Consider the following 13,136-nt stretch of genomic DNA (forward strand, 5'->3'; position numbering starts at 1 on the left):
CTGAACAAAAGCATATGTTTGCTAAGACTTTCGGCTGTGCCAGATTCATCTATAACAAGATGCTTGGCGACCGCCTTGACTACTACAAAGAGACAGGTAAGAAACTGAACAATACCCCGGCACAATATAAGGAAGAATTTCCTTGGCTGAAGGAAATTGACAGTCTTGCTCTTGCAAATGCACAGATGAACCTGAACAAGGCATACAACAATTTTTTTAGCAACCGAAAACATTTCGGCAAACCGCACTTCAAGTCTAAGAAGACAGGACACTGCTCATACTCTACGAACAATCAGAAAGGCTCTGTCCGATTGGAAGGAAACAAGGTCAAATTGCCTAAAGTTGGTTGGGTAAAATTATGCCTGCATCGCCCGCTGATGGAAAATAGCACTATTAAGACTGTAACCATAAGCAGGACACCAACAGGAAAATACTACATCAGTATTCTTGTAGAGTATGAAAACCAAATACTCCCCATAATACCAAAGAAATTTCTTGGACTGGATTTTGCCATACACGGTCTGTATGTTGCCTCTGACGAAGATGATGCGGACTATCCAAACTTCTTGCGAAAAGCCGAGAAAAGATTAGCTAAGGCACAAAGAAAACTTTCTAAGCGGCAAAACGGAAGTCATAACCGAAATAAACAAAGGTTGCGTGTAGCTAAGCTGCATGAAAAAATTGCCAACCAACGTCGTGACTTTCTGCACAAAAAAGCCCGCTATCTGGTAGACCGCTATGATGCCATAGGCATTGAGGATATCAGTGTCAAGACTATGGCGAAACGTAAGAAAGGCGGCAAATTCAGTTTTGGTAAGTCTGTAGCAGATAATGGCTGGAGTATGTTCACAAACATATTGGAATACAAACTTGCATGGCAAGGAAAAAAGCTTGTCAAGATAGACAAATGGTATCCCAGCAGCCAGTTATGTCATATTTGTGAATTCCAAAATGATGCAACCAAAGACTTATCTGTAAGAGAATGGGATTGCCCTAAATGCGGCAGTCACCATAATCGGGATAAAAACGCCGCAATAAATATTCGAGAAGAAGCTAGGCGAATATCTGCCTAACGTAACTTATAGTACCGTGGGTCGCACGGGAATCTACGCCTGTGGAGAGAGTGTAAGTCACCGCAGTTCCTCGGAGCTGTAGTGCTGTTCTCGTCGAAGCAGGAAGCTCCCGCCTCTATAGGCGGGGTACGTTCACCGGCACCATCAACCACGACAATCAGGCCGATACCGCTAACATCAGCCTGGTAAAAGGTGCTAAGTGGCAGCTGACCGCCGATGCCTATGTCACCACCATCAGCGATGAACAGACAGATTTCAGCAACATTGCCAGCAACAAACACAATATTTACTACGATAAGAAAAGCACCCCAAGCCTTAACGGCCAGACCATCAGCCTGCCCGGTGGCGGCAAATTAACCCCCATGCCTTAACCCCATAAAGACAAAGAGAGTGACCGCAAAACAAACGGTCACTCTCTTTTAGTTATAGGATAGGGAATTATTTTTTGTGCTTAAAGGCCTTCATGCCGGCGAAAACTGCACTATCGCCCAATTCTTCCTCAATGCGCAGCAGCTGGTTGTACTTAGCCACGCGCTCCGAGCGGGAAGGTGCGCCCGTCTTGATCTGGTCGGTGTTCAGCGCCACAGCCAAATCGGCAATGGTGGTATCCTCCGTCTCGCCGCTGCGATGGGATACAATCGCCGTATAACCTGCCTGATGTGCCATCTTGATGGCCTCGAGCGTTTCCGACAGCGTACCAATCTGATTCAGCTTAATCAAAATGGAATTGCCGCTGCCGCCCTCGATACCTTTCTTCAAGCGTTTGGTATTGGTTACGAACAGGTCATCTCCCACAAGCTGCACCTTGTCACCCAATTCCTGCGTCATCTGCTGCCAGCCTTCCCAATCTTCTTCGTCCAAACCATCTTCGATGGAGTAGATGGGGTATTTCTCCACCAAAGATTTCCAATGGGCAATGAGTTCAGCAGAAGTGAATTCCTTGCCGGACTTAGGCTGCTTGTAATGACCTTTGCCCTTTTCGCTCTTCCATTCCGAGCTGGCCGCATCCATCGCCAGGACAAAATCCTTGCCTGGCTCATAACCGGCATTGCGGATAGCCTGCAAAATATGCTCAATCGTATCTTCATCCGAAGCCAAATCCGGCGCAAAACCGCCTTCATCACCGACAGACGTGGCCTTGCCCTCCTTTTTCAGCAGGGACTGCAGGGCATGGAATACTTCCGTAGACCATCTAAGCCCTTCGCGGAAGGTCGGTGCACCGGCCGGCATAATCATAAATTCCTGCGTATCCACGGAGTTCGTCGCATGCGCGCCGCCATTTAAAATATTCATCATCGGCACCGGCAGATGGTTGCCGGAAAGCCCGCCCAGGAAACGATAGAGGGGAATGTCCTGCGCGATAGCAGCAGCCTTAGCCACAGCCAGCGACACAGCCAGAATAGCATTCGCGCCCAAAACAGACTTATCTTCCGTACCGTCCAAAGCCAGCATTACGCCATCCACAGCATAAATATCCGATGCATCCATCCCCGCTACTGCCGGAGCGATTTTCTCATTGATATTTTCCACGGCCTTGCTTACGCCTTTGCCGCCAAACTTGCTCTTATCGCCATCGCGCAATTCCAAAGCCTCAAACTCACCTGTAGATGCGCCGCTCGGAGCTGCCGCCCGGCCAACAGAGCCATCGGCCAGCGTGACCTCTGCTTCTACCGTAGGATTGCCACGGGAATCAATGATTTCCCGGCCTGAAACCCTCATAATCTGTAAATAATCTTTCATATTGTGCCTCCTCTCAAATCTAATACCATTATAACCGCAATCAAACGATATTGCAAGTCATTATCATTATCATTTTATAGTTGCTCAAAACCGTATCCTCCTAATAACGTGCAAAACCTTGTCAATCTGTCTGTAAATATTTTTTCTGAATATATATTATTTTCTTCTATTATGCTATAATAAAGTTAGATATTTGTATGCAGGGATGCGACATGTTCCCGATATAGAGGAAGGATTGATTGATATGCTGACTTATCGTAGCAAAAACCGCCCAGTGCTAAAAAACTGCCCTCTGTGCGGTAAGCTATATGCGGATGCAGGCTCAGGCGCCTGTCAGAAATGCTATAATGCCCTTCGGGACTATGAATTGGAAATAAAAAAATATGTTGAAGCAAATCCCAATTGCAGTGCCCGCGATATCGTAAAAAATACCGGTGCTCCATTGGCTATTGCTTCCCGAATGATTCAAAACGGCCAGTTTGCCATGAGCGGCAAAATCAGTTATCCCTGCAGCAAATGCGGAAAGCTCATACACGCCGGTGTGTATTGCTCTGAATGCCAACAGGCTATTCAGCAGGCTACTGCCAATGCCAACCGGCTTGCTCAGGAACACAAACTCAAGAAGCTTGCGGACAAGAAAAAGGCCAAAGAAAAGTCTTCGGGGCTGAACATTATCAAAATTTTGCGTGGAAAATAAATGGCCTGCCGCACACCCCACGCGTATGTACCATTCGATACACAGCGTTTTCTTCGTTTTTATACTGCTTATAATAGCCCGCCATGCTTCTGCAGCCATGGCGGGCTATTTTCTTATTGCTCAGAACATCATACCCTTGATTTTCTCATCATTTTCTCCCGAGCAAAAGCGAAACACGAATCACATCACTCAACGAATTATCTATCGAAGCTCCCCAAATGATTACCCCTTGATTATTCTCCAAGCAAGCGTGTACCTCCTCACAAGCCTCCTGTATTTCATACATGCTTAAACAATCTTCACTGCCTGTAACATTCAACAAAATATCCGTCTCTGCATATCCAGCCTCTTCATCCTGCTTAATCATTTTATTCATGGCAGAGCGGACAGCACTTATAGTGGCATTTTCACCTTTAGCTTCGCCCATGGAAAATTGTAAACTCTTTTTATCCTTGCAAATCGACATGATATCCTGAATATCCAAATTAACCAGTCCCGGAAGACACGCAATATCGTTTATGGACTTCATCGCATAATATATACTCTTGTAAATCTCAGATTCAGTCACATAATTTTCAGGATTTATCGTCAACAATGCCGCTGATACATTTACAGGTTTTGTAGAAATCAATATCGGAATCAATACGGGTATGCACTTATCCTTAGCTGCTGCTACTACCTTTTTTAGATTTGTCACATCTTCATTTCGCTCAGCATCCGCCAACAAAAAGCCAATATCTACATTTTCCCACGCCGCCGAATCTAACGGATTTCCTTCCAATAACTCATATTCTTTTGCAAATGACTGTTTATTCCATATCTCTGCGGTTTTGCCAATGCAAGCCACTTTTAAATTCCCTTTAGTTTCATTTACTTCGAACATTAAGATTCCTCCTTAATCGATTTTCATTCTATAGGCGCTTCTGCCCTTATACAACCAACTTTTCTCCATAAAGATTCCTCATCAATAAGATCAACAACAGATTTTCTGCCAACCGTCCGTCTGCCCTCCACTCTGTAAATAGGTTAAATCGAGCACATTTACTGCGGATAATTCCCTGCCAAAGGCTGTTCCCGTATCCAACAGCAAAATATTATTGGCCAGCAACAGCGGTTCATTTCGCTTTTGAGCCAAATACTGCACCGGTGTATGTCCTACTATGATATTCTTTTCTCCATTATAGTATAGGATGAACATCTTCCGAATCCATAGTAAATCTTCTTCAGTTTGTTCAGACAAACTATGCTTGCGAGGATTTACACCTGCATGGACAAAAAAATACTTTCCCATATCTAAATATAGAGGCAACGCCTGAACAAAGTGCAGGAGTTCAGCTAATTCATGACGGTCAAGATTACGCAGCTGTTCTATGGTAATATCTCCGCCATTACGCGGGTCAAGCCATAAATCATAGGCATTCCAACATTCCCCATCTTCAAAAGGATATCTGTCGAAAAAACTCTGCATAAAAACTTCGTGATTCCCTTTTAGGGCGATGATATTTTCATGCCCTTCCACCAACGATTTTACGAACTGCAATGTACGAACAGGTTCAGGGCCTCGGTCAATATAATCACCATGAAAAATCAGCAGATCTTCATCATCATTGAAACAGATTTTCTCCCATAATTCTTTGACCTTTTCATAATGGCCATGAATATCTCCTATAGATATTATTCGTTTGTATTCATTAATCTCTCTCATAAATAATCTCCTTTATTTCATCCCCATCTTCCTAGTTTGCTGGTCTCATTACCGCTTCTTTTGCATCCGCGCCTTTGGCAGTTACTCCGACGCCTGATAAATACATCTCAACCAAGAAATTCATAGCGTGGGCAAATCCTGCCTCCGCAGCCTTTTCATAAGCAAATAGCTCCATCATGCATTCAGTCATGATTACACTCAATGATAAATATTCATTTGGATATTTATCAATCTACATCTCTGATAATTCTTTGATTATCTCTCTGAAGATGCTTCCGTTTTTAAGCTGATACTCCCTTAATTCTAAAGCATATATAGATTCTTCCGCATGAGTAGCTAGAATATATTTATTATATGCTGCTTTTTTCCTTTGCTTACAGCGTCCGTAACCATAATAATAAATATTCCCCAGTGTAAAAGCAGCCCAGCCATCACCAGCTTCTATAGACGTTGTCAACCATTTATATTCTTTTTTCAGTTTTTTATCGTGATCCTTTTTCCCTGCTTGAACAAAATTACCATCTATATATGCCCGTCCCATTCGTCCAATCAGCTCAAGGCCGCTAGACTGCACTGCCTTATTCAGCCATTCCTCGTACCGCTTAGAATATCGTTCTTTCCAAGTATCCTTTGCCAATTGGTAATAAGCATTTGCTTTTTCCTGATTTTGTACACCAAACTCTTCATCTTCATAAATTTTTCCTAAGAAAAACATTGCTTTCACATCACCAGCAGATACCAGTTGTTTCTTTTGTCTTAACCATTCATCCAGATTTACTATAATTTTTGCTAAATGCTCTAACTCATCAATTTTTCGCCGTAAAGCTCTGCAAGTCCCTTCGTAGTTTTCTGAAACAGTTTTAACCATTTCCTCCGTAGGATCCATAAATGGCGGACTAAACCATATACTTCCCAAAATACTCCAAGGTAAAGCACCTCCCTGGTTTCTATAATTCCACTCGGTCATTCCTTTGGCAAATTTCAGGATTCCCTGCACTGTACAACCATCGATTATGATTTCTGCCATTTTTTCCAGTATAGGATTGCTTTTAGCCGCCTTCAACGTCTCTTCATCCACCTGATACTTCTTCCTTATCTTTGAAAAACTCTCCACACATTTTTCCAGAAAAACCGACTCATCAAATTCTTTATTTTTCTGTGGCATGATAGTTGTCATCGTTATCCCCCCCATCTCATGATATTACTCATTAAACGCTTTTACAAATGCATTTGCGACGTCTGCTTTTAAATCACCATTTCTAAAGCACAGCTCTCCATATTCCAACGCGTATATTGACTCCTTAGATTTAGCAGCTTTCTGGTAGTTAATATAGGCTTCCTTCTTCTTTTCGCCCCAGCGCCCATAGCCATAGTAGCAAATATTTCCCTTGGTAAATGCAGCCCAGCCGTCACCGGCTTCTATGGCCTTATTGAGCCATTTAAGTTCTTTCTTCAGTTTAATACTATTATTTTTTTTCGCCGCTTCAGCAAAAGTGCCGTCTATATATTCACGCCCCAACTGCCCCAGCATTTCCAAGCCGCTATCCTGCACCGCCTTATCCAGCCAAACCTTGTATTTTCCTGCTAATTCACCAGCCCACCTATCCCTGGACATTTGAAAATAGGCTTGCACTTTTTTCTTGTCACGAACACAAAGGTGGCCTGTTTCATAGGCTTTTGCCAAAAAGAACATCGCCTCCACATCCCCGGCAGCAGCCAATTTCTCCTTAACGTTTATGGTTTTCTCAAAATCGTATACATCCTTCATCAGTACAGATAACCTAAGACATTTACTACTATAATAACGCTCCATATTATCAACACAGTCAGCAGTGACATCGATTACAAAATGTAAGGGAAATTCATAACAAACATCTCCACCAGGCCAATAATAATTATTATCTCGTTTGTTTTTTTCTAACCACTCAGGCAGTTTCTTTTCAATTTCTTTAAGCCCCTGCTCTGTGCAACCTTCCAACACGATAATAGCAAGGCTTTCCAGTAAAGGATGCTGTTTGGCTTGACTTAACACATCTTCATCCAGATGGTATGACTTGCGAATAGCCAAAAAATTTTGCATACATTGATTAACGTATTTCACTTCATCAAATTCTATAACTGTTGTTTCAGAAAACTTTTCTTTTTCCTTTATGATTTTTCTTTCTATTCTTCCTTGCAAAATCAATTTTTCCAGATATTCATTGCTATAATTACTATAAAATAAATCCACCAGACTATTTGCTGCTTCTTCGGCGTCTTCACCTACCGCACATATATCTAACTTGGTGCCCTGATTCCATATATCCGGTTCTTCAAAAAATATCATCATATCATCGAGATCTATGCACTCCCCACGAACGTAAATATATATATCAGATTTATATGATCCGGCAAGGCTTGTTAATATATCACAACGATCAGCCCTCCTGATTTTATCCGATACATATACCGTCGCTTTAGCCCAGTCATCCTCGCACACCACCTCCGGTCTTCCTTTATTCAAATTCAGTTCATTTACAGCTTTCGAACTCGAATTATCGGCTGCTTTTCTCAGCCACTCATTTGCAATATGTTCATCTTTAGGAACGCCTTGTCCTAATTTGTACATCATGCCTATCCAATACATGCACTCAGCAGCATAATCATCTATTTTGGGAGCTCCATTAACTATGAACAAAAATTCTTCCATGGCCTCTTTATATTTTCCATTTTCCCTTAACCTGCAAACTTCATATACATAAGCACACCGCTGAATATAGGAAGTATTGGCCAACATTGCCAATGCATTTGCCGCCTTTTTATGCCCAGCTTCAGCAGCCTGCTTAAATAACGCTTTAGCCTTACAAATACTTTTCGGAACGCCAGTACCAGATTGATACATCAACGCTGCCAAATACATTGCCTCAGCATCACCTTCAGCTATGGCCTGTTCATAACAATCCTTCGCTGCTGCATAATTTTTCATCCGATAGGCTCTTCTGCCCTTATACAACCAACTTTTCTCCATTGCTCTACCCTCATCAATTATCACTATTGGACATCCCAATAACAATATCACACTTCTAATTCAATTTTATTATTGTTCACCAAAGCGATTAATGATCAACTTAGCCAAACTTCTGACGGCTTCTTCTGCATCCTCCCCATCTGCCCATATCTCTATCGTCGTCCCTTTTATCAGTCCTAAAGCCTCAATCATCAAGACATGTTTTGCATTCACCTTATGATTTCCCTTATGAATCTCTATATTAGAATCAAATCTATTTGCCATCCCTGCTAATATGGCAGCTGACCTTTCACATATTCCTGTGTAGTTTTTCACACAAACTGTAGATTTAGCGGTTTCTCCTTCCACAATGACATCTGGTTCTTCTTCCATATTTTCTATATCAAGATTACATTTGCCCTCTTTGACCATTTTGGCCAGCATACTTTCTCCATCAAGTGAAGTGTTCACATCGTTCCCAGAAAGCATCGCCCTTTGTGCCAATATCCATGCGGTTTCATAATCACCTTCATTACATGCTGCCTCGGCCTCAGCCAGAAAATCCCTTTTCCTATTTTCTTCAAACCAAGTCCTTGAATAATCATCCTCTATATTGAAGATGTCTACAATATCTTCCAGTTCACTCCCGAACCAATTTCCATGCTTCCATCGACAGATATCTTCCAGTTCTCTGTCGATCCCCCCAAGCTCATCAAAGCACAAATTTCCCATCTCCAACGCATAGATAGCATCTTTGGAGGACTCAGCCAGGGAATAATTATCATATGCCTCCCTTTTGCGCCCTCTACACTGACCGTAACCATAGTAGTATATATGTCCCAAAGTAAAAGCTGCCCATCCATCACCAGTCTTGGTCGCACTTCTCAGCCATCGCATTTCCTTTCTCAGCTTAAGATCTCTGTTTTTCTTGCCCTCTTCTGCTAAAGTCCCCGCCATGTATTCCCTGCCAATGCGTCCAATCAATTCCATCCCACTTCTCTGCACAATCCTGTCCAGCCAGAGCGTATACCTCTTGTTTAAGTCATCTGCATATACCTCCCTGGCCTGCTTCAGATAGGAGTGTGCTTTTTCTTCGTCTTTCGCCGAACAAAGCGTGCCTTTTTCATAGAGCTTTCCCAGAAAGACCATCGCCTTCACATCACCAGCAGCTGCCTGTTTCTCTTTTTCTCTGATTATCTGGGGAAACTCCTTAAAAAGCCCTACCTTTCCGTACAATTCTTTACATTTTTTATCATAAACACGCTTCATCCTTTTAATCCAGTCATCCGTCTTTGATGATACGACAACCTCTGACTTTAGCGAAAAACCTTTCCGCCACCACCGATAGGGCACGTTGCGGACTGTCCATTCCGGTTCTCTGCCTGCCATCGCCAATATTCCCTGCTGCGTGCAGCCTTCTGCTACTTCCTCAGCAAGTTGCTGCAATTGCAGATTCTGCTGTGCTTTTTCCAAATCCTCCTCAAGATTATACTTTTTGCGAATGTCTGCAAAACCATGCAAACATTCGCTGACAAATCTCTCCTCGTCAAAAGCCGTATCTTTCCCCGGCTGCATAGCCATGTTCATAATCTGCACTCCTCTCTCCCCAGCATCCTTCTCCTACTATATTTTCTTCCCCGATTAGGAAAATCGTTCAACCTTCTGCCGATACAGGTTTCAAATCCGCTAAAGCCTGATTCAACGTTTCCGATAGATTGTCCATTTTCTGTTTGAACGTATGCACTCTGCGTTCCACAGACTCAGCCACTTCTTCCCTGCTCGGCGCCTCTGCCGCCTGTGCCCGCAAATCGGCAATGATTTCTTCGCCCTTTTCCTGCAACGTAAGTTGAATCTTTTGCACCGATTTCTTCACCTCTGCATAGACCTGTTCGCGTTCCTCATCCGTAGTGCATTCATCCATCGCCCACTGCGCTTCATCACGAATATCCTTTACGAGCACTTCCAAAGCCTGCTCTGGGGTGACCTCTTTTTTTTCTACATCACGTTCCGAATTCATCCAATTGGCCAACAACCAGCCAGCCACGCCACCAGCTACAAAATTCCAAAACATGAAAATCTCCTCCTCTTAAACAACCCCTATCCTTTGATTGCTTAAATTATAGCGGGATTTTCGTATATATTGGTATCCTGGCAGGCAACCCTGGAAAATTATTTACTTTCTCATCGCATAAACTTCAAAGGCCGATTCCACCATAGAATCGACCCTTGATTGCATTTATGGCAAATCAGCTAAGCGCTGCTCAGCCTCTTCACTTCCTGCCTCCTTGGCTTTTTCATACCATTCCCTGGCTTTTGTCAAATCCTGTTCGAAAATTCCCTCACCATCACAATAAATATCCCCTAATGCCAGCATCGCCGTTGCATAGCCATGCGCAGCTGATTTTTGATACCACTCTGCAGCCTTGGCTACATCTTGTTCAACGCCTAAACCTGCCCAATACAAGTCACCAATTCTCACTTCTGCTATATGCTGATACTTATTATCATCGTTTACAGCCTTCAAATACAGCTCCATCGCTTTGTCAAAATCATCCCGATAATAGTAAATCGTTCCCAAGGGCATCAATGGCGTTTCATTGCCAGCCATTATGGCCTTTTCAAACCACTCCTTGGCCATAGAATAATCCTTTTCTACACCATTGCCGAAATAGTATATATCGCCAATATCATTCATTGCATCCGCATCACCGCAATCTGCGGCTCGCCTGTACCAAGCTAAGGCTGCAACATAATCCTGTTCAACACCTTCGCCGTTTTCATAAGTCGTCCCTGCGTTGTACATAGCCACAGCATCCCCCAACTGGGCAGCCTGCAGTGTCCAATGTGCAGATTGAACATAATCTCGTTCTACCCCCTCGCCACGATGATATCTTGCCCCTAAACTGCACATCGCAGATACATTGCCATGGTCGGCAGCTTTGTGATACCATTCCACAGCCTTTCCATAATCCTGCTTAACGCCTTCCCCTTGGAAATACATATCACCAATATAATTCTCTGCATCGTCCTGAAATTCATTGCCATCAACGGCGGCACGTTGGAAATACTCCAAAGCCTTATCGTACTGTTCTTCATTATAATAAACCTGCCCATACAGGAACAAGATTTTATCCTCACCGGCCTGCAGCGCCCTTTCGTAGTATTCCTTGGCTTTTTCGTAATCAATTTCCTTGCCGAACCCTTTATGATAAGCCATCCCCAAATGACCAAGGGCACGACCGTTATCTTCCGCCTTTTCAAACCAATAGTTTGCAATCTCATCATCTTCCTTAACACCATCGCCATTCAGGTACATTTCACCTAATTCAACCATAGCCTGAATTTCGCCATTGCCTGCAGCCTGCTGATAATAATCCAATGCTTTAGCAAAATTTTCTTCTTTTCCCAGACCATATTTATAAGCTTTAGCTAAGCCATAATAAGCACTGTATTTAAAAGTACCTTCTCCCTTCAACTGCTCTTCATAGCACTCAACAGCCTTATCATATTCTTCTACATCCTCATAGACAGTCCCCAAAAGATACCAGCCATCTATATCTCCGGCCTCAATTATTTTTTGATACCATTCAATGGCAGTTTCATAAGATTGTTCAACCCCCGCACCAAACTGATACAACAACCCAATACTAGCTAATCCATCTGTATTGCCTGCCGCTGCCGCCTGCTTATAATAATAAATTGCCTTTTCTACATTGCCCTCCTCTTCTGCCTGATAACCCAAATCCATCAAATCTTCTGTGTTTACTTCCTTTACCATTTTTAATCCTCCCGTATCCTGACTTGTTATTTAACCATCATAATTATCCATTTCTTTATATGCTGGAACTACGACCTCTGTAACAAATTTATCATACATAGCATTTGCCTGCACTATCCCTCAGCAATCTTACATTCATACTTTGGACAGCCATAAAAACTCTCTATTTCCGTATTGCGTTTAAGGCATATCCGCTTTGCTCTATTATCGTACTCCCAAATGCCAATATTCGGAGCCTTAGGTCGAATACAAGAATTAGTCGGGTCATACCAATGACGGCAGAAAGCACATTTTCGCATTTTACTTTTTAAACTAAATTGCTCATAACTCATGAGTTACCGCTCCTATTTTCCAATAAACAAATCCAACCTATTCAAATTTAGTTTCCAACTTTTTATATATATCAATTTTACTTAATTGTCGCTATGATATTTATACATTTCATTTATCTCTTTATCTATTATTATACAATTTCTATATGGAATACAAGCCACCTATTAAGCAACCTATATTCCACATTAAACAAAGCCATCATTTTTTCACATATATAACATTATCATCAAAACAATATATAAAAACATTTAGGTTTTATTTATAAAACACTTTTTGGCAGTATCTCCAATAATGTTAGTTGTTACGCCGTCTATAGTTCCACCAACAATTCCCCCAAAGAAGGGAATTGCTTTTCCTAGGTTAAGCACTCCCTTTTCACCAAATTTTGTTATCAGTCTCATTCCAACAGCCCTATTTATTCTTTTTATCACTTCGGTAGGTACTTTTTTTATCAACACAGCCCCCATAGCTCTAGCTAATGGAACAGCTAGTGTATCCTTTACTATATCACTAGCTTTATTGCCACATAAACAAACAAACGCTAATGTCTTAACCTTATCATCTCTTGGATCATATCCACCCATATAGGCAATTGCTGCAATCATTCTAAGCTGAACGTAAATAACACTCGCTAAATTTGCAGGAATAGCTACAGGAAGCGTTATAAGTCCCCCTATTCCCGTCAAAAAGCCCGACGTGGAACATTTAGCTATTTGCCATCTAATCGAGTTGTCAAGATAAGTGTGTAAGTTTTTTTGCCATAAGAAAAGCGGTCCGAAAGGGCCGCCTTTTCTATGGGAAAAAGCTTAAAATTGCTCGTACTT

General features: G+C 42.3%; 12 protein-coding genes and 1 pseudogene. 1 reads left to right on the plus strand and 12 read right to left on the minus strand.

Annotated elements, in window-relative coordinates; all coding sequences use genetic code 11:
- The coding region (locus tag G598_RS0114235) for an RNA-guided endonuclease TnpB family protein (protein ID WP_026767502.1) at positions 1-1,073 on the plus strand (1,073 nt) is incomplete at its 5' end.
- Here G598_RS0114235 and G598_RS19865 read toward each other — a convergent pair.
- The 12 genes and pseudogenes from G598_RS19865 to G598_RS18125 all read right to left on the minus strand — a co-directional run.
- Complete coding sequence (locus tag G598_RS19865; protein ID WP_157833359.1) at positions 1,070-1,354, minus strand: hypothetical protein; 285 nt, start codon at positions 1,352-1,354, stop codon at positions 1,070-1,072. The genes G598_RS0114235 and G598_RS19865 overlap by 4 nt on opposite strands.
- A 157-nt stretch (positions 1,355-1,511) precedes the next feature.
- On the minus strand, positions 1,512-2,813 hold the full coding sequence (gene eno / locus G598_RS0114240; protein ID WP_026767503.1) for a phosphopyruvate hydratase: 1,302 nt from the start codon (positions 2,811-2,813) through the stop codon (positions 1,512-1,514).
- Between the two features lie 322 nt (positions 2,814-3,135).
- The gene (locus G598_RS19870) at positions 3,136-3,609 is read right to left on the minus strand and encodes a hypothetical protein (protein ID WP_157833360.1); all 474 of its coding nucleotides are present in this window, start codon (positions 3,607-3,609) and stop codon (positions 3,136-3,138) included.
- 49 nt (positions 3,610-3,658) lie between these two features.
- Positions 3,659-4,393 carry an FtsZ/tubulin family protein gene (locus tag G598_RS0114250; RefSeq protein WP_026767504.1) on the minus strand — a complete coding sequence of 245 codons (735 nt, stop codon included), beginning with the start codon at positions 4,391-4,393 and terminating at the stop codon, positions 3,659-3,661.
- Between the two features lie 90 nt (positions 4,394-4,483).
- A complete protein-coding gene (locus tag G598_RS18120) occupies positions 4,484-5,215 on the minus strand; it encodes a metallophosphoesterase family protein (RefSeq protein ID WP_037364562.1) in 732 nt (243 codons plus the stop codon).
- Between the two features lie 31 nt (positions 5,216-5,246).
- Positions 5,247-5,393: a hypothetical protein gene (locus G598_RS19875; protein ID WP_211221595.1), complete on the minus strand. Its 147-nt coding sequence runs from the start codon at positions 5,391-5,393 to the stop codon at positions 5,247-5,249.
- Positions 5,394-5,447: 54 nt separating this feature from the next.
- A complete protein-coding gene (locus G598_RS0114265) occupies positions 5,448-6,392 on the minus strand; it encodes an SEL1-like repeat protein (protein ID WP_026767505.1) in 945 nt (314 codons plus the stop codon).
- A 24-nt stretch (positions 6,393-6,416) separates the two neighbouring features.
- Positions 6,417-8,222 (minus strand): SEL1-like repeat protein, encoded by a 1,806-nt coding sequence (locus G598_RS0114270; protein WP_026767506.1) that lies wholly within the window; start codon positions 8,220-8,222, stop codon positions 6,417-6,419.
- Positions 8,223-8,291: 69 nt separating this feature from the next.
- Positions 8,292-9,674: an HPr family phosphocarrier protein gene (locus G598_RS19415; protein ID WP_157833362.1), complete on the minus strand. Its 1,383-nt coding sequence runs from the start codon at positions 9,672-9,674 to the stop codon at positions 8,292-8,294.
- 181 nt (positions 9,675-9,855) lie between these two features.
- The gene (locus G598_RS0114280) at positions 9,856-10,272 is read right to left on the minus strand and encodes a hypothetical protein (RefSeq protein WP_026767508.1); all 417 of its coding nucleotides are present in this window, start codon (positions 10,270-10,272) and stop codon (positions 9,856-9,858) included.
- Between the two features lie 165 nt (positions 10,273-10,437).
- Entirely contained in the window at positions 10,438-11,979 is a 1,542-nt protein-coding gene (locus tag G598_RS0114285; RefSeq protein ID WP_026767509.1) for an SEL1-like repeat protein, read from the minus strand.
- Positions 11,980-12,560: 581 nt separating this feature from the next.
- Positions 12,561-13,040 (minus strand): annotated as a pseudogene (locus G598_RS18125) (EcsC family protein); the annotation flags it as partial.
- Positions 13,041-13,136: the final 96 nt, after the last annotated feature.

Origin of the sequence: Selenomonas ruminantium subsp. ruminantium ATCC 12561, assembly GCF_000424065.1 — a bacterium.
Taxonomy (GTDB): Bacteria; Bacillota; Negativicutes; order Selenomonadales; family Selenomonadaceae; genus Selenomonas_A; species Selenomonas_A ruminantium.